Origin of the sequence: Neisseria sp. HMSC068C04, from assembly GCF_001810105.1 — a bacterium.
GTDB classification, from domain to species: Bacteria; Pseudomonadota; Gammaproteobacteria; order Burkholderiales; family Neisseriaceae; genus Neisseria; species Neisseria flavescens_B.
This window is the reverse complement of sequence record NZ_KV799924.1, coordinates 29,960-55,908: the sequence shown is the minus strand read 5'-3', so window position 1 is coordinate 55,908 and position 25,949 is coordinate 29,960. Positions and strand designations below refer to the sequence as shown.

Below are 25,949 nucleotides of genomic sequence, written 5' to 3'. Positions count from 1 at the left end.
AATGTGATGATCAACGGATAAGGCCGTCTGAAAACCGATTATAAAGGCAGTTGTTCCATTTTGTCTGCCTAAATGCCAAGCGGTTGACGTTTCAGACGGCCTGTCATTGAAGCTTTATTGTTTGCCGATAAAGGCTTCTGCCTGTCTGCGTGTTTGCACGTCTTGCGCCAACAGGCTTTCGATATCATGATGGCCGTCTGAAAAATCTTGTGCAAGGCAGTAGGCAACGACTTTGGCAATATCGGTAAACTTGATGCGTTTATCTAAAAAAGCGGCCACGGCAACTTCGTTGGCAGCGTTCAACACGCAAGGCGCAGAACCGCCTGCATTCATGGCCTGATAGGCAAGTTTCAGACATGGGAAACGGTCAAAGTCGGGCTTTTGGAAGGTCAATGCGGACAATGCGCCGAAATCCAGCTCGCCCACGCCGGAGTCGATACGTTCGGGCAGGCCCAAACAATAAGCAATCGGCGTACGCATATCGGGATTACCCAACTGCGCCAATACCGAACCATCGCGATAACGTACCATGCTGTGTATCACGGATTGCGGATGGATGACCACTTCCAGTTTCTCCGGCGGACAGTTAAACAGCCAATGCGCCTCAATCAACTCCAAGCCCTTATTCATCATTGACGCGGAATCGACGGAAATTTTGCGCCCCATGCTCCAATTCGGATGCTTGACCGCCTGCTCGGGCGTAATACTGTCAAATGTACTTAAATCAGTGTTAAGGAATGGCCCGCCAGATGCGGTCAGGACAATTGAATTGATACCGTGCTCATTCAGACGGCCTGTGTAATCCCTTGGCAATACTTGGAAGATGGCGTTGTGTTCGCTGTCAATCGGCAAGACGGTGGCGCCGTTTTGACGGGCGGTTTCCATGAACAATGCGCCGGAAACCACCAGTGTTTCTTTGTTTGCCAGATAAATGGTTTTGCCCTTTCGAGCGGCGGCCAAAGCCGACGGCAAACCGGCCGCGCCGACAATGGCACACATCACGCCGCTGACTTCATCGGCAGAGGCAACATCAATCAGGGCCTGAGAACCATATAAGACCTGCGTACTGATGCCTTCTTGTTTGAGTTTCTTTTCCAGCTCGGCCGCATGACCGGCATCGCCGACAACGGCATATTCCGGGTGGAACTGTTTGCATTGCGCCGCCAGCTTGTCCACCTGCCTATACCCTGCCAGCGCGAACACGCGGAATTTCTCGGGATGGCGGGAGACAACGTCTAAAGTGCTTTCGCCTATGCTGCCGGTACTGCCTAATATGGTCAGAACTTGTTGTGTCATGGTGTGTTCTTTATGTGCTGTGCAAACGGTATTCATTATGTTTGAAATAAATTTCTTTGCCGTTTCCAATTTTCAGACGGCCTTTTGCCTCCCAGCTGAAAAGGCCGTCTGAAAGAATTACTCAATGCCGTATTCGATGGTAACAACCAGTCGGACTTGTTTGCCGACGGTGCTTTTATCGTAAGAGCCGCCGTACTCGTCGTCCTCGCTGCTGCCGGTGTCGGCATAGATATTGAACGAGCCTTGCGAAGCAGAACGCATGGCACCCACTTTGCCGCCGCCGGTTTTGGCAAATTCGGCCGCGCGTTTCTGCGCATCCTCCGTCGCCTGCGTAATCAAATCGCGTTTGATGGTTTCCAAATTTCCCAGCAAATATTGCGGATTATCGAAGCGGATAAATTCGTTTTGCGCACGAAAATTCAAAATGGCGCGCTGTGCTGCTTGGATTTTGTCCAGTTTTTTGGTGTTGACCACAATATTGAGGTCGCCATCGTAGCCGTTGGGCGTGCGGGTTACGTTGCCCAGTTCGTCGCGGGTTTCATTGAAAACGCGCGACACTTCGGGCAGGCCCACTTTCATTTCAGCCGCCGTAAAGCCTTGCTCACCCAAAAATTTAGACAGCTTCTTGCGTCTTGCCGTCAGCAAATCCAAAACTTCCTGGTAGCTCTCGCCGTGCGCGTTCACGCCCGTATTCCACGTCGCGCTGTCAGATTGGAAGTTTTTCTCCGCCAAACCTTTTACGGTAATCGTCCCCGGTTGGCGCAGATTCTTAAACTGCACGCCCAAAATAAACGCCGCAGCCATCAATCCCAGTGCCAACAATACGCCCAAGATCGATAAAGATGAAATCTGTTTTTGTTCTGACATAATCAGCTCCCCCAACCATGTGAGACAGGCGGTTTAAAACAAATATACAAAGGCGGCATAAATGCTGATAACGGCAATCAGGCTGTCCACGCGGTCGAACACGCCACCGTGTCCCGGCAACAGATTGCTACTGTCTTTGATACCGGCCGCACGTTTGAGCCAGCTTTCCAGCAAATCGCCGCACACGCTGACAACGGTCAGAATCAAGCCGATCAAAATAGTTTTTAACCAACCGGCTTCAAAAGCCAGCCAACCGGCTTTCCATACGATGGTCATGTACACGGCAACGCACAATGCGCCGCCGATCGCACCTTCCCAGCTTTTACCCGGGCTGATGGTCGGCGCAATTTTGCGCTTGCCAAACGATTTGCCGCAGAAATACGCGCCAATATCGGCCACCCACACCAAACCCATAATCGCCAATAAAGACAGCGCGTCTTCAGGCTGAGGGCGCAGGTAAACCAGTGCGAACCAAAACGGCATCACCAACAACCAACCGACCGTGTAAGCCTGCCAGCCGCCGTTTAACTTCCATTTCGCTTTCAGCCACCAAGGCATGACAATCAGCCAAAACGCCAATACGACATACCAAACCAAATCAGGCAACTGCCAACCGCCGGCATAGGCAATCACGCCAAACACCAGCGTTGAAGCCAAATAATGATTGATTTTCAGCTTGTCCAAGCCGCTCATGCGGGCATATTCCCACAAAGTCAGCATGGCAATCAGGCCGCAAAACGCCGCCCACAGCCACATAGGCGCATAAAACAGCATACCCAGCATCAGCGGCAAAAGCCACAGCGCCGTCAAAATCCGTTGTTTCAACATAGTTCTCAACCCCGTTGCTGCTCAACCGGCAGCTGTTCGGAAGTCCGCCCGAAGCGGCGTTCCCGTTTTTGGAATGAAGCAATTGCCTCGTTCAGCGATTTCTCATTAAAATCAGGCCACAGCGTATCCGTAAAATACAATTCCGCGTACGCCATCTGCCACAGCAGGAAATTACTGATGCGTGTCTCGCCGCCGGTGCGGATAAACAAATCCGGCTCGGGTGCATCGCCCAACATCAAATAGCGCGACAACGCCTCTTCCGTAATCCCAGTTACACCCTCGGCAATCAACTGATTTGCCGCCTGCAAAATATCCCAGCGGCCGCCATAATCAGCGGCAATGCTCAAAGTCAAACCGGTATTGTTTGCCGTCAACGCCTCTGCCGCCTCAATCCCCTTCAGGATTTCAGCATTAAACCGCTCACGGCTGCCGATGACTCTCAAGCGCATATTGTTATCGTGCAAACGGCGCACCTGCTTTTGCAAAGCCTGCAAAAACAGCCCCATCAGAAAAGAAACCTCTTCCTCGGGGCGTCGCCAGTTTTCAGTCGAAAAAGCAAACACGGTCAAATACTGCACACCCAGCTCAGCACAATGCTTCACCATGTTCTCCAGCGCATCCAAGCCGCGCTTATGTCCCATCACACGGGGAAGAAAACGCTTCTTTGCCCAACGTCCGTTGCCGTCCATAATCACAGCAATATGTCGGGGGATGGCAGAGTGTTCCAAAATCGTCTGCGTACTGCTTTTCATGTCTGCCTTTCAGGGAGCAAACCGTCCAAAGGCCGTCTGAACGGTTTGCACACAGGATTAAATCGCCATCAAATCTTCTTCTTTGGCAGCCAAGAGCTTGTCTGCCTCAGCAATGTATTTGTCGGTCAACTTCTGAACCGCTTCCTCACCACGGCGTGCTTCATCTTCAGAAATCTCTTTGTCTTTCAACAATTTTTTGATGTGGTCGTTTGCATCACGGCGCACATTGCGGATAGACACACGGCCCTCTTCAGCCTCGCCGCGTACTACTTTGATCAAATCTTTACGGCGTTCCTCAGTCAGCATAGGCATAGGGACACGGATCAAATCGCCGACAGAAGCAGGGTTCAGGCCCAAGTTGGAATCACGGATCGCTTTCTCGACTTTTGCAGCCATATTGCTCTCGAAAGGTTTCACACCAATCGTACGCGCATCCAAAAGCGTCACGTTCGCCACTTGGCTCACAGGCACCATGCTGCCCCAGTATTCCACTTCCACTTGGTCAAGCAGGCCGGTATGCGCACGGCCGGTACGCACTTTAGCCAAATTGTCTTTCAATACTTCCAGAGAACGCTGCATTTTGCCTTCAGCTGTCTTTTGAATATCATTAATCATCTTATACTTTCAATTTCATAGGAATAAAACAGGATTAACCGAGAATAGTACCGTTAAACCGCCCCCACGACAAGGCTTTACGCCCCAACAGCCTTGTTTTCTAACCGATATTTAACATCAAACAAAATAAAGGCCGTCTGAAAATCTTTCAGACGGCCTTTTCCTTATTCAAATCCTACTCTCTATTCCGTTCATTCCAAAAATAACGCCATACGAAGCATGGGAAAGCAAAAATCAGGTAGAGGCAGACAACGGTCGCGTAAAACTCCCAATCTTGGGCATGCACGGCTCCTGCGCGTGATTCGAGGATATAGGCGAGGATCGCGGTAAGAAGGAAGCCTGCCAGCAATTCGATCAAGTGATGGCCGATATGTTTGCGTTTAAGGGCGATAATGCCGAAGAATTTGGTGGTAATAAATGGTGCGTTGGCAAAGATAAGTGCCAACAGCAAAAGAATGTACATGGATGCAGTCATGGTGGTCTTTCTATTTTCAGACGGCCTGTGTGTGATTTTAACATGTTAAACGGGCATTCTTGCCCATCATTACCCGTGGAATATTCAATATATTGATGATACCCACTTGATGATTGTTCAAAGGCTTGAGGCCGTCTGAACTTGGGGATATTTCATCCGAATGCGAATCCTAACAAAAACGGCGACTTTGGAATAGCCGCCGTTGTTTTTGTTTGAAGCTTACAGGGTATTTTCCAATGCTTTGGCACACCAGTCGATAACGGTTTGCGGCATGATACCCCAGAGGAGCAGCAGGAAAGCATTGACCGTCAGGACAAATTTGGCGGCATAGTTGCTGCCGACCGGCTGGTCATGGTCAGGCGCATCGAAGTAGATGACTTTGACCACGCGAAGGTAGTAGAACGCGCCAATCAGAGACATGATAACTGCAAACACTGACAACCAGACATGGCCTTGTTTCAAGAGCGCCATAATCACGCCGAACTTGGCGTAGAAGCCCATCAGCGGCGGGATGCCTGCCATGGAGAACATGGACAGCAACATCAGGAAGGCAAACCATGCATGGCGGTGGTTGAGGCCAGCGAGATCTTTGATGTCTTCACACTCAATGTCTTTGGTAGACAATACCATCAAAACACCGAAGCTGACTGCCGCCATCACAGCATAAGTAATGGCGTAATACAAACCTGCGGTAAAGCCGACTGCGCCTGCCATAAACGCCAACAGGATAAAGCCCATGTGCGATACGGTGGAGTAGGCAAGCATGCGTTTGATATTGGTTTGCATGATGGCAGCAAGGTTACCGACCACCAAAGAAGCAACGGCAAGAATGGCCAACATCGGCGCCCAGTCTGAATGTATTGTTTCCATACCTGTAATCAGGATACGGAACGCGAAGACAACGGCGGCAATTTTCGGAGCCGTACCCACAAAGGCGGTAACAGAGGTCGGCGCGCCATCGTACACATCGGGTACCCACATATGGAATGGAACCGCACCCAATTTAAATGCAATGGCAACCACAATAAATACCACGCCTAATTTCAGCAGCCATTCATTGGCCTGCCCATTAGCCGCAGAGGCCAAGACTGAAGCAAAATCAAGGGAACCGGTGGCGCCGTAAACCATGGAAATACCATAGAGCAACAAACCGGAGGCCAATGCGCCCAATACAAAGTATTTCAGCGCAGCCTCAGCAGAGCGGCCGGAATCACGGCGCAGGGCAATCATGGCGTACAACGATAAAGACAACAGCTCCAAACCGATATACGCAGTCAAGAAATGTGCCGAGCTGACCATGACACTCATACCCAACAGGGCAAACAGCGACAAGGTATAAAACTCGCCTTTAAAAATTTGGCGGTCTTGGTTGTACGGTTTACTGTAAATAAACAGACTGAATGTCAGCGCATACAACACTAGCTTCGCCAAACGGGACATGCCGTCTGCAATATACATTCCATTAAACGTAAGCAGACTGCCCTGCTCCCATACTGCCAATTGGGTGACGGCCACGACAATGACCGTTCCCAAGCTCATCAGATGGGTCAAATAGCGGTTTTTATCGCAAATCCACAAGTCTGCCAGCAATACGACACCCAATAGCGCAAGCAGCACGATTTCGGGCATGGCGGGCATTAAATTCAAATCAGACCAGTTCATTTACACACCTCAAATCTTGCTTTGTGCCACATGGGCAATCAAATCGTTTGCCGCTTGATGCACCACTTCGATAAACGCTTGCGGATACAGACCCATGCCCAAAACAGCAACCGCCAAAATCGCCAAAATCGCAAACTCGCGGCAATTGATGTCTTTCATTTCGGCAACGTGCGGATTGTGGATCGCACCAAAAATAACGCGTTTGTACATCCACAGAGTATAAGACGCACCGTAAATCAGGGTCATGGCAGCCAACGCGCCTACCCAGAAATTCACTTTAACCGCGCCCATAATCACCATAAACTCGCCCACGAAGCCGGAAGTCGCAGGCAGACCGGCATTGGCCATACCGAACAACATCATAAACGCCGCAAACTTAGGCATCACATTGACCACGCCGCCATAATCGGCAATATTGCGGGTATGCAGGCGGTCGTACATCACGCCGATACACATAAACATCGCGGCAGATACAAAACCGTGGGAAATCATTTGAATGATTGCACCTTTCAATGCCCAGTCATTCAGTTGGCCGTTCACAAACAGGAACATACCCAAAGTGACAAAACCCATATGGCTGATGGAAGAGTATGCCACCAGTTTTTTCATATCGGTTTGCACCAAAGCCACCATACCGATGTAAATCACGGCAATCAGGCTCAATACGATAATTACAGGGGCAAAATAGCGTGCCGCATCCGGCATAATCGGCAGGATAAAGCGCAAGAAACCATACGCACCCAGTTTCAGTGTAATTGCCGCCAACACCATCGAACCGCCGGTCGGCGCTTCAACGTGGGCATCCGGCAACCAAGTGTGCACAGGGAACATCGGCACTTTTACAGCGAATGACAGGAAGAACGCCACAAACAAAAGCTGTTGTACGCCCAATGGAATCTGTTTGATGTTTTGGAAATCGACAATAGAGAAGCTGCCTGTTTGATAGTACAGGTAAACCATGGCAACCAGCATCAAGAGCGAACCCATCAGCGTATAGAGGAACAGCTTGACCGACGCATAGACGCGGCGCGGGCCGCCCCATACACCGATAATCAGGTACAGCGGAATCAGCATACCCTCGAAGAACACATAAAACAGAATCGCATCCTGCGCGACAAACGCACCGTTAATCAAACCCGACATCATCAGGAATGCCGCCATATACTGCGCCGGACGTTTCTGAATAACTTCCCAACCGGCCAATACCACCAACAGCGTAATAAACGCATTTAAGATGATAAAGAGCACTGAAATACCGTCCACACCCAATGCGTAGTTGATTTTCAGAAGCGGAATCCACTCGTGGAACTCGGTAAACTGATAGCCGCCGCTCAAACGATCGAAACCGGTAAACAGGGGTAGCGTTACCAAGAAACCGGCAAGCGCACCCATGAAAGCAAGCACACGCGCCAGCGGCGCACGGCTGTCTTTACCGGTCGCCAAAACCAGCACACCTGCGGCGATGGGTATCCATATTGCCAAGCTGAGTAGGTAGTTGGAAAACATAGTGGTTAACCTGTGGTTAAAATAAAAATGTGTTTATGTGGATATTTCTTCGTTTCAGACGGCCTGAATGTTTAAGGCCGTCTGAAACCTTATTCTTATCGGAACAATCCCCAGAAGGTCATGCCGAGCAGTACCAATACGCCGAATACCATAGCGGCGGCGTAGGTGTAGATAAATCCGGTTTGGGCTTTACGCACTTGCGCGGCAATCGCGCCGACCAGTTTGGCAGAGCCGTTGACAATACCGTTGTCAATAATGGCGGTATCGCCAACTTTCCAGAAGAAGGTACCCAATGCGCGCGTGCCTTTGGCGAAAACGTTGAAATACAGGGCGTCAAGGTAGTATTTGTTTTCAAACAAAACGTAAATCGGACGGAACGCCTGTGCAATTTTCGCAGGCAGGTGCGGCAGTTTGACGTACAAAAGCCATGCGCTCAAGACACCTGCGATAGCAAGGTAGAGTACAGGAGAATGCAGGCTATGCGACACCATTGCCAATGCGCCGTGGAACTCTTCCTTCATGATGTGCATGGTCGGATGCGCGTCGGCATTGACAAAAATCACGTCTTTGAAGAAATCGCCGTAAAGCATAGGCTCGATGGCAACGTAGCCGATGATGACGGACGGAATAGCAAGCAAAATCAAAGGCAGGGTAACAACCAGCGGGCTTTCGTGCGGATTGTCGTTTTTGCCCAAGCCGTGATGCTCTTCACCATGATGATCGTCATGATGTTCAGGCAGGCTGCGCCATTTCTCTTCGCCGTGGAACACCATAAAATATTGGCGGAACGCGTAGAACGCGGTAACGAACACGCTGGCGAGGACGGCAAAATAGGCAAAGCCACTGCCCGGCAGGGTGCTGTATTTCGCTGCTTCGATAATCGAATCTTTGGAATAGAAGCCGGAGAAGAACGGCGTACCGATCAGCGACAAGTTACCGATCAACATGGTCAGCCAAGTAATCGGCATGTATTTTTTCAGGTTGCCCATGTGGCGCATGTCTTGGTCGTGGTGCATACCGATAATCGCGCTACCTGCGGCCAAGAACAACAAGGCTTTAAAGAAAGCGTGGGTCATCACATGGAACATCGCCACGGAATAAGCAGACGCGCCCAAAGCCACGGTCATATAGCCCAGTTGCGACAAGGTAGAGTACGCAACCACACGTTTGATGTCGTTTTGAATCACGCCCAAGAAGCCCATAAACAGGGCGGTAATCGCACCGATTACCATGATGACAGACAGCGCAGTGCTGCTCATCTCATAAATCGGCGACATACGCGATACCATAAACAGACCGGCGGTAACCATGGTTGCGGCGTGAATCAATGCAGAAATCGGGGTCGGACCTTCCATCGAATCAGGCAGCCAAACGTGCAGCGGGAATTGTGCCGATTTACCCATTGCACCGACAAACAACAGCAAACAGGTTACGGTAATCAAAGACCATTCCACACCGGGGAACAGTTGGATGGTGGCCGTCTGAACATTAGGCAGATAAGCGAATACATCTTGATAGCGCAAACTGCCGCCGAAATAGGCAAGCACCAAGCCGATACCGAGCAAAAAGCCAAAGTCGCCGACACGGTTGATCAAAAAGGCTTTCAGGTTGGCAAAAGTCGCGCTCGGACGTTTGAAATAGAAACCGATCAAGAGATACGACACCAAGCCCACAGCTTCCCAGCCGAAGAATAGCTGGATGAAGTTGTTGCTCATAATCAGCATCAACATACTGAAAGTAAACAAAGAAATATAGCTAAAGAAGCGTTGGTAGCCGACTTTTTCATCGTGCATATAACCGATGGTATAGATATGTACCATCAACGATACGCCGGTGACCACGACCATCATCATCGCCGTCATCGTATCGACCAAGAAGCCGACGGAGAAATCCAAACCGCCCATTGTCAGCCAGGTATAGACGTTTTCGTCAAACTTGGCGCGGCTTCCGTCAATAAAGCCCCACAGTACATAAGCCGACAGCACGGCAGATACAGCGACACCGAGTATCGTCACAGTATGCGCACCGGCACGTCCGATTTTATTGCCGAACAAACCCGCAATCAACGAGCCTGCCAACGGAACAAGGGCAATTATCAAATATAAAGTCATATCGTTCATGATTACCCTTTCAACTCATCCAAATCGGCAACGTTGATTGTTTGTCGGTTGCGGTACACCAGCACCATAATCGCCAAACCGATGGCAGATTCGGCAGCGGCAACGGTCAGTACGAAGAATACGAAAATTTGTCCGGCAGTATCGCCCAAATGTTGCGAGAAAGCGATAAAGTTGAAGTTCACCGCCAAGAGCATCAGCTCGATAGACATCAACAATACCAGCACGTTTTTACGGTTCATAAAGATACCCATTGCGCTGATACCGAACAGGAGCGCACCCAATACCAGATAATGCGTCAAGGTAATCATGCTTTGCCCTCCCCTTCCGGCTTGAGGCCGTCTGAAACTTCGCTTTCTTCGGCAGATTCAACTTGCGGTTTGACCGCTTCCATTTTCACCAAACGCATACGGCCTTGATCAGCGCGTACTTTAACCTGGTCGGCTGGATCCATTCGTTTCGGATTGGTCGTTTTACGGTGAACCAGCGCAATCGCGGCCACCATACCCAACAGCAACAATACCGCCGCCAATTCAAACGGCAACAGGTAGTCGGTATAAATACGGCTGCCCAAATCGCGGATATTGTTGTAATCGGCGGGAATGTCTTTCATCAAACCAAATGCGGCCAGGTCGGTTTTCGGGTTGACCAGAATCAGGATCAGGGCAACCGCCAATAATGTGCCGACCACACCGGCAACAGGCGCATGACGCCAGAAACCGGCGCGCATTTCTTCAATGTCGATGTTCAACATCATCACGACAAACAGGAACAACACCATCACGGCGCCGACGTAAACCACCACCAGCGTCACGCCCAAGAATTCGGCCTGCATCAGCATCCAAATCATCGCGCTTACGCAGAAGGTCAGCACCAGATGCAAAGCGGCATGTACGGGGTTTTTAGCGGTAACGGTACGAACCGCACCGTACAAAACGATGGCGGCAAGAATATAGAACAGAATCGCGGAAAAAGTCATTCGTCTGCTCCTTAACGATACGGCGCGTCAGCGGCTTTGCGCTTGGCGATTTCGGCTTCGTATTTGTCGCCAATGGCCAAAAGAATCGGCTTGGTCATGTGCAAGTCGCCTTTTTTCTCGCCGTGGTATTCAAAAATATGGGTTTCCACAATCGCATCGGTCGGGCAGGCTTCTTCGCAGAAACCGCAGAAGATGCACTTGGTCAGATCGATGTCGTAACGCTTGGTGCGGCGGGTACCGTCTTCGCGTTCTTCCGATTCGATGTTAATCGCCATTGCCGGACAAACTGCCTCGCACAATTTACACGCAATACAGCGCTCTTCGCCGTTCGGATAACGGCGTTGCGCGTGCAGGCCGCGAAAACGCACGGATTGCGGCGTTTTCTCTTCGGGGAAATAAATTGTGTCTTTGCGGGCAAAAAAGTTTTTGAGCGTTACGCCCAAGCCTTTTACCAATTCGCCAAGCAGAAAGGTTTTTACTAAATTAGCCATTTTCGGATGCTCTTTTCGGATTGTTCTGTTTACAGGCCGTCTGAAAGCGGTTTTTTAACCTGCCGCGCCCACCATTTCTAAAAACTCTGCTTCGGTCAGCTTCGGGGTATCGTTGGCCAAGTCGTAATACGGAGCTTTGCAATCGATAAAGATTTGCGAAGTGGTTTCAAAGCCCGCGTTGTCGGTAAACAGCCCGGCGTTGATGTAATAATCGTTGCCAACTTTCACAAACAGATGTGTGCCGCAGTGTTTGCAAAAACAGCGTTGCGCCCATTCGGACGACTGATAATGCGCAATGTGTTCGCTGCCTGTAATTTCAGGCGACTGGGCGGCCAAAGTAAAAGACGCGCCGCCGCCCCATACGCGGCATTTTCCGCAATGGCAGGCGTGGAGTTCGCGGTTTTCGGCGGTTTCCAGTGATACTGCGCCACACAGGCATTGAGCTTTCATTAGGTTCTCTCGGTTTGAAACGGTTAAAAATTTGGGTTATAGGCTACCTGAAAACTTTCAGACGGCCTCCCTGCCCTATTTCCACAAATTCAGCGGTGAAATCATCCACACGCCCAAAATCACGATGTAGGCGAAGCCGATCGGAATCAGCACTTTCCAGCCCAAACGCATGATTTGGTCGTAACGGTAGCGTGGGAAGGTTGCACGGATCCACAGATACCAGTACAGCACCGCCGCCATTTTCACAAACATCCAGAATGCGGAAGGCGTACCGATAAAGCCCCAGCTTTGCGGGAACGGAGACAACCAACCGCCGAGGAACATCAGCGATGTCAGCGCGGCAATCAGAATCATGAAAATGTATTCGGCGAGGAAGAACAGCGCAAATGCGAAGCCGGAGTATTCAACGTGGTGACCGGCAACGATTTCAGACTCACCCTCTGCCACGTCAAACGGTGCGCGGTTGGTTTCGGCAACGGCGGAAATCAGATAGACGATGAAGATGGGGAAGAGCGGCAGCCAGTTCCAAGAGAATACCGAACCACCGGCAATACCTTTGGCTTGTGCGGCAACGATGTCGGAGAAGTTCATGCTGCCCGATACCATTACAACACACACCAGCGCGGCACTCATGGCAATCTCGTAGGAAATGCTTTGCGCGGAAGCACGCATTGCACCCAAGAACGAATATTTGGAGTTGGAAGCCCAGCCCGCGATGATCACGCCGTAAACCGACAGCGAGGTAATCATCAGGATATACAAAAGGCCGATATTGATGTTGGTCAGCACCCATTCTTCGTTGAACGGAATCACTGCCCATGCTGCGAAAGACGGAGCAAGCGACATAATCGGGCCGATATAGAATAAGGCTTTGTTTGACAGCTTCGGACGGGTTACCTCTTTAAACAAGAGTTTGAACACGTCGGCAAACGGCTGAATCAGACCCCACGGGCCGGTTACGTTCGGGCCGATACGAAGCTGCATAAAGCCGATGACTTTACGTTCGAAATACGTCAGGTAGGCAACGGTCAGAATCAGCGGAATCAGGATAATCACGATTTTGACGATGACGGATACCACCAAGCCTACGGTGATACCCAAATCGCCCAGACCGAGCGTTGCGGCAAAGAGGTTTTGGAACCATTCTTGCATGATCAAGCTCCCGCCAGTTCAATAGTGTCCATCAACGCACCCAGCGCGGCATTTTCGGTATGCAGCGGCAGATGCACCACGTTTTCAGGCAAACCGGCATCGGCTTTGACTGCAACCGATACGCTTGCGCCGTTTTGTTTGGCGACAGCGGTTTGTCCGTCTTGCAGGCCCAAGCGTGCCAAAGTGTTTGGATTTACACGCGCAGCAGGCACGGCGGCATGGCTGGTCGCTTGCAGCGGCGCGGAACGGCGTACGATAGAATCAGTGTGATAAATACCGACGCCGCCGACACGGACGAGGCGGTCTGAGGCCGTCTGAACGCCCTCTCCTGCCCATGTGCTGCGGTTATCCAGTTTGGACGGCAGGCTTTCCGCATCCAACGCGTCTTTTAGAATCGCAGCGGTATCGTGGTATTCAAAACCTTTCAGGTCAAACAGGTTGCCCAATACGCGCAACACTTTCCACAGAGGACGCGAATCGCCGAAGCCTTGTACCACGCCGTGGAAGGATTGCAGACGGCCTTCCATATTGATGAAGCTGCCTGATGTTTCGGTAAACGGCGCAATCGGCAACAATACGTCGCACACGTCCAGCAGCGTTTCGCTAACAAACGGCGTAAACGCCATCACGCTTTTCGCCTGTTTCAACGCGGCCACGGCTTTTGCACCGTCAACCGTATCGATTTCAGGCTCGACGTTGAGCAGCAAGACTGCCTGTTTCGGCGCGTTTGCCATTTCGGCAACGCTCTCGCCGGAGTTCACGCCCAATACGTCCGCACCAACGCTGTTGGCAGCTTGCGGCAAAATGCCCAGCACTGCGCCGGTCGCGTCAGCCAGCTCTTGCGCGGCGGCATAAATGGCGGCGTAATCAGGATGGTTTTGCACTTCCGCGCCCAAAATCACCGCTGCTTTTTCAGCGTTTTTCAGGCTGGCGGTAACTGCGTGTTCTGCATTGACAGACAGGTTTTTCAGACGGCCTGCCCACTCGTCGGGATGTGCGGCTTCTTGAGACAGAAGCGGCATAAACAATTCTTCTTTACTGCTGGCCAATACGCTCAACGCCATACGGTCTTTGGCGGCGCGGCGCAGGCGGGCGGTCAGGAGCGGTTGTTCTTTGCGCAAGTTCGCGCCGACTACCAATACGGCATCGTTGTCAGCCAAAGATTCAATACTTTGTCCCAACCATTGCGCACCTTTAAGGCCGTCTGAAAGACGTTTGTCTTGTTGGCGCAAACGGGTTGCAAAGTTTTTAACACCCAAGCCATCGGCGAGTTTTTTGGCCAGATACAGCTCTTCAACCGTATTCATCGGATTGGCCCAAACACCGACTTGGTTTTGGTTGCCGTCTTTGGCGATACATTCAATCGCGCTGCGGACATATTCCAGCGCGGTTTTCCAATCCACGCCTATCCACTCGCCGCCCTGTTTGATTTTCGGATTTTTCAGACGGCTTTCGTGATACAGGCCTTCGTAGGCGAAACGGTCGCGGTCGGACAGCCAGCATTCATTAATCGCTTCGTTTTCCAGCGGCAACACGCGGCGGACGGTATGGTCTTTGGTTTGTACAATCAGGTTGCTGCCCAAAGCGTCATGGGCGGAAACAGATTTGCGGCGGTTCAATTCCCAAGTACGCGCGTTGAAGCGGAACGGTTTGCTGGTCAATGCGCCGACAGGACACAAATCAATAACGTTGCCTGACAATTCGGTTTCCACTGCTTTACCGATAAAAGGCATGATCTCGGAGTGTTCGCCGCGGTTAGCCATGGCGATTTCTTGCACGCCGGCGATTTCTTCAGTGAAACGGACGCAACGGGTACAGTGGATACAACGGCTCATTTCCTCGGCGGAAACCAAAGGACCCATGTCCTTGCCGACGACAGAACGTTTTTCTTCGGTATAACGGCTGGTGGTTTTGCCGTAGCCCATCGCCAAATCCTGCAACTGGCATTCGCCGCCTTGGTCGCAGGTCGGACAATCAAGCGGATGGTTGATGAGCAGGAACTCCATCACGCCTTCTTGCGCCTCTCGGGCTTTTGCCGAATGCGTACGCACAATCATGCCGTCTGTAACCGGCGTGGCACAGGCGGGCAGAGGTTTGGGGGCTTTTTCCACGTCCACCAAACACATACGGCAGTTGGCGGCGATGGAAAGTTTTTTGTGGTAACAGAAATGCGGGATATAAGTACCGAGCTTGTGCGCGGCTTCAATCACCGTCGCGCCCTGCTCCACAGATACCTGTTTGCCGTCGATTTCGATTTGTAACATGGTTCGTTCCTAGTTACGGGTATTTAATAAATAATTCTTTTAGAGGCCGTCTGAAAACTTAGCACCACTTATTCGGTTTCATCGGTCCGCCGTGTTCGATGTAATGCACAAACTCATCACGGAAATGCTTGGTAAAGCTGCGGACAGGGAAAACAGCGGCATCGGCAAGGGCGCAGATGGTGCGGCCTGCCATTTGGTTACCGACAGAATCCAGCAGATCCAAGTCTTCCATGCGGCCTTTGCCTTCTACGATGCGGTGGACGATGCGGTAAAGCCAGCCCGTGCCTTCTCGGCAAGGCGTACATTGGCCGCAAGACTCGTCGTAGTAGAAGTAGCTCAAACGCTCAAGGGCTTTCACCATGCACACGTCTTCGTCCATGACGATAATCGCGCCGGAACCCAGCATCGAGCCTGCTTTGGAAATCGAGTCATAGTCCATATTGGTCTGCATCATGATATCGGCAGGCAAAACTGGCGCGGACGAACCGCCGGGAATGACGGCTTTGAGTTTTTTACCGCCGCGCATACCGCCCGCCATTTTCAGAACTTCGGCAAACGGCGTGCCCAATGGCACTTCATAGTTGCCCGGACGCTCGACATGACCGGAAATACAGAACAATTTGGTACCGCCTGCATTCGGAATACCTTTATCGGCAAATGCCTGTCCGCCGTCACGGATAATGAATGGAACGGAGGAGAACGTTTCGGTATTGTTGATGGTAGTCGGTTTGCCGTACAGGCCGAACGAAGCAGGGAATGGTGGCTTAAAGCGCGGCTGGCCTTTTTTGCCTTCCAACGATTCGAGCAATGCGGTTTCTTCGCCGCAAATATATGCGCCGTAGCCGTGGTGGGCGAAGAGTTCAAATTCAAAATCCGAACCCAGAATATTTTTACCCAAAAAGCCTGCGGCGCGCGCCTGCTCCAAAGCGGCTTCAAAGCGTTGGTAGCCTTCAAAAATTTCGCCGTGGATATAGTTGTAGCCGGCTTTCGCACCCATCGCGTAACCGGCAATAATCATGCCTTCAATCAGGGCATGAGGATTGAACATGATGATGTCGCGGTCTTTGAACGTACCCGGCTCGCCTTCGTCGGTGTTACAAACCACATATTTTTCGCCCGGGAAGGAACGGGGCATAAAGCTCCATTTCAAACCGGTCGGGAAGCCCGCACCGCCACGACCGCGCAAGCCGGAGGTTTTGACTTCGTCAATCACGTCGGTTTGCGAGATGTTTTCGGACAGGATTTTACGCAGGGCGGTATAGCCGCCACGTTTGACGTATTCGTCCAATGTCCAGCAATCGGGATTGGCGGTATCCACTTGGTCAAAAATCACGCCTGATTGGTAAATAGCCATTTTTGGTGTGCCTGTTTGTTTTCGTATAGGTTGCAGCCATTGTTTTCAGACGGCCTAATATACCTTTGTATATCGACTCTATGCCGTCTAAAATAAAATATGTTGATTCACTAAAGTTGATATTTCAGACGACCTTGTATTTCGTTTTCATGGTTATAGACCTAGTCTACTTTGCTGAAATTATCACCATCCACCGCATTTATCTTCACATGGAATCCCATCACCATCACCATCCATTTTGGTATCAGAACAATTCTGTAAAAACCATTTGGCCTCTTCGCATGACACCATCTGAGAACAATATTGCCTGCCATCACAACGATATTTATTACTATTGCTTTTTTTAGCTTGTATCGTAGCTGGATCATTAAGCTCTATTGGTGCATTAGTTTGTTTAGGGACTAATTTTACTGCGGCGAATTGATATATCTGATAACCAATTAACCCGAAAAGTGCCAACCCTACCAATTTCGTCAATATGGAAGACGACGTATCTAAGGCAAAAAATGATTTTTTCTTTGCCCTCGAACGATGGTTATGATTCCGCTTAAAATCTCTTGCCTCACGATTTAAGTAACGAATCTGTTTAGCAACATTTTTTCCTTTTCCGTTAGAAGATACTTCAAAGCCAACTGCCTCATTAATTTCAGGACGAGGGCTTCTTTGGGAAAAGTCAGAAATATGGCAGAAAATTTCTTGTTTACTACCATCTATCCGTATAAAACCATAACCTTTTTCATCATCCCACTTAACAATTATCCCTTTCATTAACCGCTTCCCTTTTTATTGTTACTTTTAAATCACAATTTAAAATTTTGGAATAACTAGTAAGTTTGATTACAAACCTAATATGTTCAGACGATCTATTCTAATTCTGCTAATTTTTTCTCAATCGCCTCTTCAGTCATAAAGCTGCACATGCTGTGGTTGTTGACCAGCATAACCGGAGCGTCGCCGCATGCGCCCATGCATTCGCCTTCGACAAGGGTAAATTTGCCGTCAGGCGTGGTTTCGCCGTAGCCGATACCGAGTTTTTGTTTAAGGTATTCGCCGGTAGCCATACCGCCGCGCAGGGCGCAGGGCAGGTTGGTACAAACGGTCAGTTTGTATTTGCCGACAGGCTCAAGGTCGTACATATTGTAGAAAGTAGCGACTTCGTAGGCTTGTGCAGGCGAGATGCCGATATAGTCTGCGACAAAGGCGATGGTTTCGGGAGCAAGCCAGCCTTTTTCGGTCTGGGCAATACGCAATGCGCCCATAATGGCAGAGCGGCGTTGGTCGGCAGGATATTTTGCCAACTCAATATCGATTTGTTTTAAGGATTCTGCGGATAACATTATCGGTCAACCTCCCCGAATACGATGTCCTGCGTACCGATGATGGCAACGACGTCGGCCAGCATGTGGCCTTTTGCCATTTCGTCCATGCCTTGCAGGTGGGCGAAGCCGGGTGCGCGGATTTTCAGGCGGTAGGGTTTGTTTGCGCCGTCTGAAATGATGTAAACGCCGAACTCGCCTTTCGGATGTTCGACAGCGGTATAGGTCTCTCCCTCGGGAACGTGCATACCCTCGGTAAAGAGTTTGAAATGGTGAATCAGGTCTTCCATACCTGTTTTCATTTCGGTACGTTTGGGCGGAGCAAATTTGTGGTTGGTGGTAATGACCGGACCGGGATTGACACGCAACCACTCGGAACATTGTTTGATGATGCGTACGGATTGACGCATTTCTTCCATACGGCATAGGTAACGGTCGTAGCAGTCGCCATTGACGCCGACAGGGATGTCGAAATCCATTTTGTCATACACTTCGTAAGGCTGTGTCTTACGCACGTCCCATTCCACGCCTGAACCGCGCAACATCACGCCGGTAAAGCCTTTTTGCATGGCGCGCTCGGGGGAGACAACGCCGATGCCGACGGTACGCTGTTTCCAAATACGGTTGTCGGTCAGGAGGGTTTCGAGTGTGTCAATGTTTTTCGGGAAACGTTCGCAGAAGGCGTCGATAAAGTCGAGCATGGTACCTTCGCGGGATTCGTTGAGCTGCTTCAATACTTTGGCGTTACGGAATTTGCTGTTCTCGTATTTAGGCATGAAGTCGGGCAGGTCGCGGTAAACGCCGCCGGGACGGAAGTAGGCTGCGTGCATACGCGCGCCGGACACGGCTTCGTACAAGTCCATCAGCTCTTCGCGGTCGCGGAAGGCGTAGAGGATGGCGGTCATCGCGCCGATGTCGAATGCGTGCGAACCAATGCCCATCAAGTGGTTGAGGATGCGCGTTACTTCGGCGAACATCACGCGGATGTATTGGGCGCGGATAGGTACATCGATACCGGCAAGTTTTTCTACTGCCAAACAATACGCCTGCTCGTTGACCATCATGGAAACGTAGTCCAAGCGGTCCATATAGGGCAGGGCTTGCAGATAGGTTTTGGTTTCCGCCAGTTTTTCGGTGCCTCGGTGCAAGAGGCCGATATGCGGGTCGGCACGGACGATTTGTTCGCCGTCCAACTCCAAAATCATACGCAATACGCCGTGCGCCGCAGGGTGTTGCGGGCCGAAGTTGATGGTGTAGTTTCTTAATTTATTGGCCACCGTAGTTCTCCTCACGGACGATACGCGGCGTGATTTCGCGCGGCTCAATGGTAACAGGTTGGTAAATCACGCGTTTTTGCTCTTCGTCGTAACGCATTTCCACATAGCCGGAAATCGGGAAGTCTTTGCGGAACGGATGTCCGACAAAGCCGTAATCGGTCAGAATGCGGCGCAGGTCGGGATGGTTGTTGAACATGATGCCGTACATATCGAAGGCTTCGCGCTCGTACCAATCCGCACTGTTGTAAATATCGACTACGGACTCGACTACGGGGAAGTCGTCGTCTGAAACCCAGACGCGTACGCGGATGCGTTGATTGTTTTTAACGGAAAGCAACTGACTGACGACGGCAAAGCGTTTGCCCTGCCATACTTCGTTTTTGTAAGTGCTGTAATCGACACCGCACAAATCGACCAAAAGCTCGAAATGCAGTTCTTCATGATCACGCAGCGTGGTCATCACTGAAACATAATGTTCGGGCAGACACTCGACGGTAATCTCGCCCAAAGCGGAAATGACTTTGCTTGCCTGATCGCCAAGCACGCCGACGACGGTCTCGTATAAGTTTTGAATGCTTGCCATGTCGTCCTCTCCTTACTCGTCACGCGCGATGGTGGAAGTGCGCTTGATTTTTTGTTGGAGCTGAATCAGGCCGTAAATCAGGGCTTCCGCAGTCGGCGGACAACCCGGCACATAAACGTCTACCGGCACGACGCGGTCGGCACCGCGCACAACGGAATAAGAGTAGTGATAATAGCCGCCACCGTTGGCACACGAGCCCATAGACAATACCCAGCGCGGCTCGGCGAGCTGGTCGTATACGCGGCGCAGGGCTGGCGCCATTTTGTTGGTCAGCGTACCTGCCACAATCATCAGGTCGGCCTGACGTGGGGACGGACGGAAAATGATACCGAAACGGTCAAGGTCATAACGCGCCATACCCGCATGCATCATTTCCACGGCGCAGCAGGCCAAGCCGAAAGTAACCGGCCACAATGAACCGGTACGCATATAGTTCAACACCGTATCCGCGCTGGTGGTGATGAAACCTTTTTTCAAAACGCCTTCTATTCCCATTCCAGCGCACCTTTTTTCCATTCGTAAATAAAGCCTACCGTCAGAACAACGATAAACACCAGCATAGACCAGAAGCCGTATGCGCCCAAATCTTTGAACACGACAGCCCACGGCAACATGAACGCGACCTCCAAATCAAACAGGATGAAGAGGATGGCGACGAGGTAATAGCGCACGTCGAACTTCATCCTTGCGTTTTCAAAGGCTTCAAAACCGCATTCGTAAGCCGCATCTTTTTCGGCATAGTGGCGTTTCGGGCCTAAAATTGTGCCGAGCAGAATAAACAGCACACCGGCCGCAAGGCCGACGAGGATGAATACGAGGACGGGAAAGTAACTGGCCAACATGGTCGTACCTAACTGGTTGACAGACAAATCTTAAAAATAGATTACCATTTTATCGAATTTCAAAAGCCATTTAAAGGTAAATATCAGCAAATCAGTAAAAAAACACTAATAAATTCAATAAAGTTATGAGAACAATTCTTATTCTTATTTAATATTTCACAATTTTAATTTCAATTTAATCATGTATCATTTAATTCGGGTTTTCTACCTGTCCGATTTACTTCAAAAATCTGGAGCCCCCCCCTTTTTTCCAAACCTCAATAAAAACATCAGGCCGTCTGAAAACTGATTATTTTCAGACGGCCTGTGTACATCACATTATTTTAAATAGAAAAATTAATCGACACCTTTGAGCATGCGGTTCAATACCGGGGCAAGTACCAACAGGATACCGCAGGTTACCGCGCCGATGGTGGCCAGCATCCAGTAGAAATCCAATGGCGACTGAGCATTGTAGTAGTCTTTAAACAACACTCCGCCCAAAGTAAAGCCGATGGACAATGCCAAGAAATTCAAAGCAACCATTTGTGTTTTAAACATGCTCGGTGCGATTTTGGTGGAAAACGACAGCGAAATCGGCGACAGCATCAACTCGCCTATCGTAATCGCCAGCAACACCAGCATAAACACGATAATCGGCATCGGGGTCTCGGATGAAATATACGGGATGAAACACAAATAAGAGGCGCCGGTTACCAACATGGCCAGCGCAAACTTCAACGGCGTTTTAGGTTGGCGTTTGCCCATTTTCGTCCACACCGCCGCCATCACGCCGGAGAAGAGAACCACCCACATGGCCTGTATCGAGTCTTTCCATGAAACAGGCACGGTAAAGCCGAAGAAAGTACGGTCGACCGTTTCGTCGAAATAAACCGTTGCAACGGTGTATACCTGAAACCAAACCGCCCAGAACATGCAAATGGTCAAAAACAGCGGAATATAGGCCATGATGTAACGTTTATTGGCTGCCTCAACCTGGCTGCTTCCCAGCAGGCGTGCAAAATAAGCGATGACGGTGGTAATGACCACGCCCAAGAGCCAGCGTGAAAAATTCTCAAGATTGAGCGCGCCAGAAGCAATCACGCTGCCCAAGACCAAAACCAGCAACACCCCGACAGCTATTGCAGTCTGTACCTTTTCAGGGCGCAACGGATTGGGAGCAGGCGTATGCGGCAGATTTTTACGGCCGCGTGAATACCACATCAGGCCAAACGCCATACCGACGGCCGCCGCGCCGAAACCGTAATGGAATCCCATTCTGTCTTGCAAAATACCGGTCAACAAAGGGCCTAAGAAACCGCCGATATTGATGGAAATATAGAAAATGGAGAAACCGGCATCGCGCAATTCGCGCAGATCGTCCCGTTCATACAAAGAACCGACCATCGAACTGGCAGACGATTTCACGCCGCCGCTGCCCAGCGCGATAAACACCAAGCCCAACAGCAATCCCATCAAGCCCGGCACAATCGCCAATAAAATATGACCGGTCATCACGACGATACCGGCGATAAACAGGGTACGTTCCGAGCCCCAAATGCGGTCGGCCAACCATGCGCCGAGAATAGTGGACAGGTAAACGCTGCCGCCATATGCGCCAACGATACCGCCGGCCAAAGCCTTATCCATACCCAAGCCGCCTTGATTCGCAGCGTAATACAGATAAATCAACAGGATGCCCTGCATACCGTAGAAGGAAAAACGCTCCCATAGCTCAATATGGAATAGGGTGGATAATTGCAAAGGATGGCCGAAGAAGGTTTTCTCGGCAGAAGACGGCTTTTGACCGGACATTATGAGTTCTCCTAATATATTAGACAGGCTCAGGCTTCAGACGGCCTGTTATACCTACCAATCATTTTTATGGAAACCATATATTACCGTCAATCTTTGCATTTGCAAAACATTAAAAAGTATATTTTTACAAAAAGATTAATATTCGCATTTAAAAAGAAATCAATAGCCACATAACAAGCAAATTGTGGCCATATCCGTCATGCCCTACATATTCAAAAACCCGTTAATTTTTAGATTTTCTATATTGTATTTTTCATGTAGTCGAATACAGATATATTTACTGCGTTCAGTATTCCATTTAGGCTGATAGGACTTTAGCTTATTCAAATAGATAGAACCTTTTACCTGCTGGAAATATAAATCTTCAAGTAGGTGTAGTTACTGCCATATTCAACAACAAACAGGCCGTCTGAAATCTTTCAGACGGCCTGTTTGTCTCTTACGGTTTACACACCTTGTTTCAGGCTGGCTTCGATGAAGCCGTCCAAGTCGCCGTCCAATACGGCTTTGGTGTTGCCGACTTCGTAGCCTGTACGCAAGTCTTTGATGCGTGAGGAATCCAAAACGTATGAGCGGATTTGGCTGCCCCAACCCACATCGGATTTACCTTCTTCCAACGCCTGCTTCTCTTCGTTGCGTTTGCGCATTTCCAATTCGTACAGTTTGGACTTCAACATTTCCATCGCGGCGGCTTTGTTGGCGTGTTGCGAACGGTCGTTTTGACACTGCACCACAATCCCTGTCGGCTCGTGGGTAATACGCACGGCAGAGTCGGTTTTGTTAATGTGCTGACCGCCCGCGCCCGATGCGCGATAGGTGTCGATACGCAAATCGGCGGGGTTGATTTCGATTTCGATGGAATCGTCGATTTCGGGGTAAACAAACACGGATGAAAAAGACGTGTGGCGTTTGTTGTTGGAGTCAAACGGCGAGTAGCGAACCAAGCGGTGAACGCCGGTTTCGGTACGCAGCAGGCCGTAGGCGTATTCGCCTTCCACGCGGATGGTGGCGCGGTTGATGCCTGCGATTTCGCCGTCGTCTTCTTCAAGGATTTCGATTTTGAAGCCTTTGCGTTCGGCGTAGCGGCTGTACATGCGGAACAGCATGCCCGCCCAGTCTTCGGCTTCCGTACCGCCCGCGCCTGCGGTGATGTCGATAAAGCAGTTGTTCGGGTCGGCAGGCTGGTTGAACATTCGTTTGAATTCAAGGTCGGCCATTTGTTTTTCCAAACCGGCCACGTCTTCCCGCACGGCGGCGAAACCTTCTTCGTCGTTTTCTTCGACAGCCATTTCGATCAACATGCGGTTGTCTTCGATGCCTGTGGCGATGTTGTCGAGCGTCACCACGATGCCTTCGAGGATTTTACGCTCTTTGCCGATTTCTTGGGCGCGTTTGGGGTCGTTCCAGAGTTCCGGGTCTTCGGAGAGGCCGACGACTTCTTCAAGGCGGTCTTTTTTGCCTTGGTAGTCCATATAGACGCGGATGTCTTCGCTGCGCTTCTCCAAGTCGTTTAGGGTGTTGTTAAGCTGGTTGATTACTTCGGCTTCCATGATTCTTGTGTTCTTTCAAAATTTTAGGGGCGTATTGTAAGGGATTTGCCTGTTTTTTTCCATGACCGGGCCGTCTGAAAATGTGCGGTTTGGCTTTTCAGACGGCCTCGGTTTTAAATTTTTCCATCCAAAGCCGCCAGTCGTTGTCTGTCGGCGCTTGTACGGTCATCCGGCTGCCGTCTTCTATGCTTTGAAAACTGAGGCTCTGCGCGTGCAACATCAGGCGTTGCGTGCCGATATGTTCGGCAACGGCATGGTTTTGGCGCAAATCGCCGTAGTTGGTGTCGCCGACGATGGGGTGGAAAATGTGTTTCATATGGCGGCGGAGTTGGTGTTTGCGGCCGGTGTGCGGCGTGAGTTCGGCCCACGAATAACGCGAGGTCGGATAACGCAGGGCGGATTGGAACAGCAACTCGGTTTGTGCCAGACAGCGGTAGGCGGTTTGCGCTTCCTGCAATGTGGCTTCGGTCTGCGCTTCGGCGATTTTGTCGGGCATATATTTGAGGGCGTAATCAATCAGGCCGTCTGAAGGCAGATGACCGCGAACAATCGCCCAATAAGTTTTTTCGATAGTTTTGTTTTCAAACTGCTGCGTCAATAACCGTGCGGCTTCCGTATCGAGGGCAAACAGCAAGACGCCGGAAGTCGGACGGTCGAGGCGGTGGACGGGATAGACGTGCTGCCCGATTTGGTCGCGCAGGGTCTGCACGGCAAAACGGGTTTCGTGTTTGTCTAACCAGCTTCGGTGCACCAGCATTCCGGCAGGTTTGTTGACGGCGATAGTGCGGCTGTCGCGGTGGATAATATCGAGCATGGCGGAGCAGTTGAATAAAAGCAGATATTGTAACGGGCTTTTGAAAATGTGGCAGGTACACTTGCCGCCAAAACCCAACTTTCAGACGGCCCGCTCCTTTCGGGTTACAATACCGCACATAAAAACACAAAGGAAAAGCCGTGAGCCTGCTCAAAAAACTGCCCAAACCCATGCTGCCCGACGAAACCCGCCGCGATATTCAGGCGCGTGAGTCGTATCATGTATTGAAGATTATTTCCGAATTTGTCGAAGCCGGCGAAGAATTGCGCGCCATTCAGCCAGCCGTCAGCATTTACGGCAGCGCGCGTACGCCTGAAGATCATCCCGACTACGAGTTCACATTACGCTTGGCACGCAAACTGTCGGATGCCGGATTTTCCGTCATTTCCGGCGGTGGGCCGGGCATTATGGAAGCGGCCAACAAAGGCGCGTTTGCAGGCGCAAGTCCGGCAGTGGGACTGAATATCGTGTTGCCGCACGAGCAAAAAGCCAATCCGTATCAGGATTTGTCGATTAAATTCCAACACTTCTTCCCGCGCAAAGTCATGTTCGTCAAACATGCCGTGGCGTATGTCGTCATGCCCGGCGGTTTCGGCACATTGGACGAATTGTTTGAAAGCCTGACTTTGGTGCAAACCGGCAAAACGCCTGACCGCCCGATTATCTTAGTGGGCAAAGCATTTTGGGCAGGACTGCTGGACTGGATACGCGAGCAGTTGTTGGGCAGAAACCTGATTTTGGAAGAGGATTTGAACCTGATCCGCGTCATCGACGACGAAGACGAGATTATCGAAGAAATCTTCGCCCATTACGAAAACCGCTTGGAAGACTTGTCCGAACACCAAAATGCTTGGTCGCTGGGGCTGTAAAAAACTAAGGCTTCAACTGACAAAGGGCGGTTATCCCGCCTGCCCTTTGCTTCATTAATAAAGGCCGTCTGAAAATCCGTTTCAGACGGCCTT

At 50.6% G+C, this 25,949-nt stretch carries 26 protein-coding genes; 1 reads left to right on the top strand and 25 read right to left on the bottom strand.

Annotated features, from left to right (window positions below; genetic code table 11):
- Positions 1-114: 114 nt before the first annotated feature.
- From ispC to truC, 25 genes are all read right to left on the bottom strand, one after another.
- Positions 115-1,296 carry a 1-deoxy-D-xylulose-5-phosphate reductoisomerase gene (gene ispC, locus HMPREF2700_RS03345; protein WP_070590226.1) on the bottom strand — a complete coding sequence of 394 codons (1,182 nt, stop codon included), beginning with the start codon at positions 1,294-1,296 and terminating at the stop codon, positions 115-117.
- A 117-nt stretch (positions 1,297-1,413) separates the two neighbouring features.
- Positions 1,414-2,163, bottom strand: a complete 750-nt coding sequence (locus HMPREF2700_RS03340; RefSeq protein WP_003747899.1) for an SIMPL domain-containing protein — start codon at positions 2,161-2,163, stop codon at positions 1,414-1,416.
- A gap of 33 nt (positions 2,164-2,196) precedes the next feature.
- Positions 2,197-2,991: a phosphatidate cytidylyltransferase gene (locus HMPREF2700_RS03335; RefSeq protein WP_049332974.1), complete on the bottom strand. Its 795-nt coding sequence runs from the start codon at positions 2,989-2,991 to the stop codon at positions 2,197-2,199.
- Positions 2,992-2,996: 5 nt separating this feature from the next.
- Entirely contained in the window at positions 2,997-3,743 is a 747-nt protein-coding gene (locus tag HMPREF2700_RS03330) for an isoprenyl transferase (RefSeq protein WP_070590063.1), read from the bottom strand.
- A gap of 57 nt (positions 3,744-3,800) precedes the next feature.
- On the bottom strand, positions 3,801-4,358 hold the full coding sequence (gene frr / locus HMPREF2700_RS03325) for a ribosome recycling factor (RefSeq protein ID WP_003686718.1): 558 nt from the start codon (positions 4,356-4,358) through the stop codon (positions 3,801-3,803).
- A gap of 175 nt (positions 4,359-4,533) precedes the next feature.
- Complete coding sequence (locus HMPREF2700_RS03320; RefSeq protein WP_003686671.1) at positions 4,534-4,833, bottom strand: DUF2818 family protein; 300 nt, start codon at positions 4,831-4,833, stop codon at positions 4,534-4,536.
- A 219-nt stretch (positions 4,834-5,052) separates the two neighbouring features.
- Positions 5,053-6,495: an NADH-quinone oxidoreductase subunit NuoN gene (gene nuoN / locus HMPREF2700_RS03315; protein ID WP_070590062.1), complete on the bottom strand. Its 1,443-nt coding sequence runs from the start codon at positions 6,493-6,495 to the stop codon at positions 5,053-5,055.
- A gap of 9 nt (positions 6,496-6,504) precedes the next feature.
- Positions 6,505-8,001, bottom strand: coding sequence for an NADH-quinone oxidoreductase subunit M (locus HMPREF2700_RS03310; RefSeq protein ID WP_070590059.1), 1,497 nt, complete (start codon positions 7,999-8,001; stop codon positions 6,505-6,507).
- A 95-nt stretch (positions 8,002-8,096) separates the two neighbouring features.
- The gene (gene nuoL / locus HMPREF2700_RS03305) at positions 8,097-10,121 is read right to left on the bottom strand and encodes an NADH-quinone oxidoreductase subunit L (protein WP_070590056.1); all 2,025 of its coding nucleotides are present in this window, start codon (positions 10,119-10,121) and stop codon (positions 8,097-8,099) included.
- A 2-nt stretch (positions 10,122-10,123) separates the two neighbouring features.
- Positions 10,124-10,429, bottom strand: a complete 306-nt coding sequence (nuoK, locus tag HMPREF2700_RS03300) for an NADH-quinone oxidoreductase subunit NuoK (RefSeq protein WP_002215628.1) — start codon at positions 10,427-10,429, stop codon at positions 10,124-10,126.
- Positions 10,426-11,097 carry an NADH-quinone oxidoreductase subunit J gene (locus HMPREF2700_RS03295; protein ID WP_003676988.1) on the bottom strand — a complete coding sequence of 224 codons (672 nt, stop codon included), beginning with the start codon at positions 11,095-11,097 and terminating at the stop codon, positions 10,426-10,428. Before HMPREF2700_RS03295 ends, nuoK begins: the two co-directional genes overlap by 4 nt.
- Before the next feature lie 11 nt (positions 11,098-11,108).
- Positions 11,109-11,588 (bottom strand): NADH-quinone oxidoreductase subunit NuoI, encoded by a 480-nt coding sequence (gene nuoI, locus HMPREF2700_RS03290; RefSeq protein ID WP_002218650.1) that lies wholly within the window; start codon positions 11,586-11,588, stop codon positions 11,109-11,111.
- A 54-nt stretch (positions 11,589-11,642) separates the two neighbouring features.
- Positions 11,643-12,038, bottom strand: coding sequence for a GFA family protein (locus tag HMPREF2700_RS03285; RefSeq protein WP_070590054.1), 396 nt, complete (start codon positions 12,036-12,038; stop codon positions 11,643-11,645).
- 75 nt (positions 12,039-12,113) lie between these two features.
- Positions 12,114-13,190, bottom strand: coding sequence for an NADH-quinone oxidoreductase subunit NuoH (nuoH, locus tag HMPREF2700_RS03280; RefSeq protein ID WP_070590052.1), 1,077 nt, complete (start codon positions 13,188-13,190; stop codon positions 12,114-12,116).
- A 2-nt stretch (positions 13,191-13,192) separates the two neighbouring features.
- Complete coding sequence (gene nuoG / locus HMPREF2700_RS03275) at positions 13,193-15,454, bottom strand: NADH-quinone oxidoreductase subunit NuoG (protein ID WP_070590050.1); 2,262 nt, start codon at positions 15,452-15,454, stop codon at positions 13,193-13,195.
- Between the two features lie 58 nt (positions 15,455-15,512).
- Positions 15,513-16,808 (bottom strand): NADH-quinone oxidoreductase subunit NuoF, encoded by a 1,296-nt coding sequence (nuoF, locus tag HMPREF2700_RS03270; protein ID WP_003686543.1) that lies wholly within the window; start codon positions 16,806-16,808, stop codon positions 15,513-15,515.
- A 183-nt stretch (positions 16,809-16,991) separates the two neighbouring features.
- Positions 16,992-17,576 carry a cold shock domain-containing protein gene (locus tag HMPREF2700_RS03265; protein WP_070590047.1) on the bottom strand — a complete coding sequence of 195 codons (585 nt, stop codon included), beginning with the start codon at positions 17,574-17,576 and terminating at the stop codon, positions 16,992-16,994.
- Between the two features lie 95 nt (positions 17,577-17,671).
- Positions 17,672-18,145: an NADH-quinone oxidoreductase subunit NuoE gene (gene nuoE / locus HMPREF2700_RS03260; RefSeq protein ID WP_004467713.1), complete on the bottom strand. Its 474-nt coding sequence runs from the start codon at positions 18,143-18,145 to the stop codon at positions 17,672-17,674.
- Positions 18,145-19,401 carry an NADH dehydrogenase (quinone) subunit D gene (gene nuoD, locus HMPREF2700_RS03255; RefSeq protein ID WP_070590046.1) on the bottom strand — a complete coding sequence of 419 codons (1,257 nt, stop codon included), beginning with the start codon at positions 19,399-19,401 and terminating at the stop codon, positions 18,145-18,147. The genes nuoE and nuoD overlap by 1 nt, the downstream gene beginning before the upstream one ends.
- Positions 19,391-19,984 carry an NADH-quinone oxidoreductase subunit C gene (locus HMPREF2700_RS03250; protein WP_014575131.1) on the bottom strand — a complete coding sequence of 198 codons (594 nt, stop codon included), beginning with the start codon at positions 19,982-19,984 and terminating at the stop codon, positions 19,391-19,393. The genes nuoD and HMPREF2700_RS03250 overlap by 11 nt, the downstream gene beginning before the upstream one ends.
- Before the next feature lie 12 nt (positions 19,985-19,996).
- Positions 19,997-20,479 carry a NuoB/complex I 20 kDa subunit family protein gene (locus tag HMPREF2700_RS03245; RefSeq protein ID WP_002215610.1) on the bottom strand — a complete coding sequence of 161 codons (483 nt, stop codon included), beginning with the start codon at positions 20,477-20,479 and terminating at the stop codon, positions 19,997-19,999.
- The gene (locus HMPREF2700_RS03240; protein WP_003686600.1) at positions 20,470-20,826 is read right to left on the bottom strand and encodes an NADH-quinone oxidoreductase subunit A; all 357 of its coding nucleotides are present in this window, start codon (positions 20,824-20,826) and stop codon (positions 20,470-20,472) included. The genes HMPREF2700_RS03245 and HMPREF2700_RS03240 overlap by 10 nt, the downstream gene beginning before the upstream one ends.
- Positions 20,827-21,162: 336 nt before the next feature.
- A complete protein-coding gene (locus HMPREF2700_RS03235) occupies positions 21,163-22,620 on the bottom strand; it encodes an oligopeptide:H+ symporter (protein WP_070590043.1) in 1,458 nt (485 codons plus the stop codon).
- Between the two features lie 449 nt (positions 22,621-23,069).
- Positions 23,070-24,173 (bottom strand): peptide chain release factor 2, encoded by a 1,104-nt coding sequence (gene prfB, locus HMPREF2700_RS03230; RefSeq protein ID WP_070590041.1) that lies wholly within the window; start codon positions 24,171-24,173, stop codon positions 23,070-23,072.
- Positions 24,174-24,270: 97 nt separating this feature from the next.
- Entirely contained in the window at positions 24,271-24,987 is a 717-nt protein-coding gene (gene truC / locus HMPREF2700_RS03225) for a tRNA pseudouridine(65) synthase TruC (protein WP_070590224.1), read from the bottom strand.
- Positions 24,988-25,127: 140 nt separating this feature from the next.
- Here truC and HMPREF2700_RS03220 point away from each other — a divergent pair, with 140 nt between their 5' ends.
- Entirely contained in the window at positions 25,128-25,856 is a 729-nt protein-coding gene (locus tag HMPREF2700_RS03220; protein WP_070590039.1) for an LOG family protein, read from the top strand.
- Positions 25,857-25,949 lie beyond the last annotated feature (93 nt).

Excerpts from the sequence above, each read along its gene's own strand:
- ispC (WP_070590226.1), bottom strand. The coding sequence starts at position 1,296 with ATGACACAACAAGTTCTGACCATATTAGGCAGTACCGGCAGCATAGGC.
- HMPREF2700_RS03340 (WP_003747899.1), bottom strand. The coding sequence starts at position 2,163 with ATGTCAGAACAAAAACAGATTTCATCTTTATCGATCTTGGGCGTATTG.
- HMPREF2700_RS03335 (WP_049332974.1), bottom strand. The coding sequence starts at position 2,991 with ATGTTGAAACAACGGATTTTGACGGCGCTGTGGCTTTTGCCGCTGATG.
- HMPREF2700_RS03330 (WP_070590063.1), bottom strand. The coding sequence starts at position 3,743 with ATGAAAAGCAGTACGCAGACGATTTTGGAACACTCTGCCATCCCCCGA.
- frr (WP_003686718.1), bottom strand. The coding sequence starts at position 4,358 with ATGATTAATGATATTCAAAAGACAGCTGAAGGCAAAATGCAGCGTTCT.
- HMPREF2700_RS03320 (WP_003686671.1), bottom strand. The coding sequence starts at position 4,833 with ATGACTGCATCCATGTACATTCTTTTGCTGTTGGCACTTATCTTTGCC.
- nuoN (WP_070590062.1), bottom strand. The coding sequence starts at position 6,495 with ATGAACTGGTCTGATTTGAATTTAATGCCCGCCATGCCCGAAATCGTG.
- HMPREF2700_RS03310 (WP_070590059.1), bottom strand. The coding sequence starts at position 8,001 with ATGTTTTCCAACTACCTACTCAGCTTGGCAATATGGATACCCATCGCC.
- nuoL (WP_070590056.1), bottom strand. The coding sequence starts at position 10,121 with ATGAACGATATGACTTTATATTTGATAATTGCCCTTGTTCCGTTGGCA.
- nuoK (WP_002215628.1), bottom strand. The coding sequence starts at position 10,429 with ATGATTACCTTGACGCATTATCTGGTATTGGGTGCGCTCCTGTTCGGT.
- HMPREF2700_RS03295 (WP_003676988.1), bottom strand. The coding sequence starts at position 11,097 with ATGACTTTTTCCGCGATTCTGTTCTATATTCTTGCCGCCATCGTTTTG.
- nuoI (WP_002218650.1), bottom strand. The coding sequence starts at position 11,588 with ATGGCTAATTTAGTAAAAACCTTTCTGCTTGGCGAATTGGTAAAAGGC.
- HMPREF2700_RS03285 (WP_070590054.1), bottom strand. The coding sequence starts at position 12,038 with ATGAAAGCTCAATGCCTGTGTGGCGCAGTATCACTGGAAACCGCCGAA.
- nuoH (WP_070590052.1), bottom strand. The coding sequence starts at position 13,190 with ATGCAAGAATGGTTCCAAAACCTCTTTGCCGCAACGCTCGGTCTGGGC.
- nuoG (WP_070590050.1), bottom strand. The coding sequence starts at position 15,454 with ATGTTACAAATCGAAATCGACGGCAAACAGGTATCTGTGGAGCAGGGC.
- nuoF (WP_003686543.1), bottom strand. The coding sequence starts at position 16,808 with ATGGCTATTTACCAATCAGGCGTGATTTTTGACCAAGTGGATACCGCC.
- HMPREF2700_RS03265 (WP_070590047.1), bottom strand. The coding sequence starts at position 17,576 with ATGAAAGGGATAATTGTTAAGTGGGATGATGAAAAAGGTTATGGTTTT.
- nuoE (WP_004467713.1), bottom strand. The coding sequence starts at position 18,145 with ATGTTATCCGCAGAATCCTTAAAACAAATCGATATTGAGTTGGCAAAA.
- HMPREF2700_RS03250 (WP_014575131.1), bottom strand. The coding sequence starts at position 19,984 with ATGGCAAGCATTCAAAACTTATACGAGACCGTCGTCGGCGTGCTTGGC.
- HMPREF2700_RS03245 (WP_002215610.1), bottom strand. The coding sequence starts at position 20,479 with ATGGGAATAGAAGGCGTTTTGAAAAAAGGTTTCATCACCACCAGCGCG.
- HMPREF2700_RS03240 (WP_003686600.1), bottom strand. The coding sequence starts at position 20,826 with ATGTTGGCCAGTTACTTTCCCGTCCTCGTATTCATCCTCGTCGGCCTT.
- HMPREF2700_RS03235 (WP_070590043.1), bottom strand. The coding sequence starts at position 22,620 with ATGTCCGGTCAAAAGCCGTCTTCTGCCGAGAAAACCTTCTTCGGCCAT.
- prfB (WP_070590041.1), bottom strand. The coding sequence starts at position 24,173 with ATGGAAGCCGAAGTAATCAACCAGCTTAACAACACCCTAAACGACTTG.
- truC (WP_070590224.1), bottom strand. The coding sequence starts at position 24,987 with ATGCTCGATATTATCCACCGCGACAGCCGCACTATCGCCGTCAACAAA.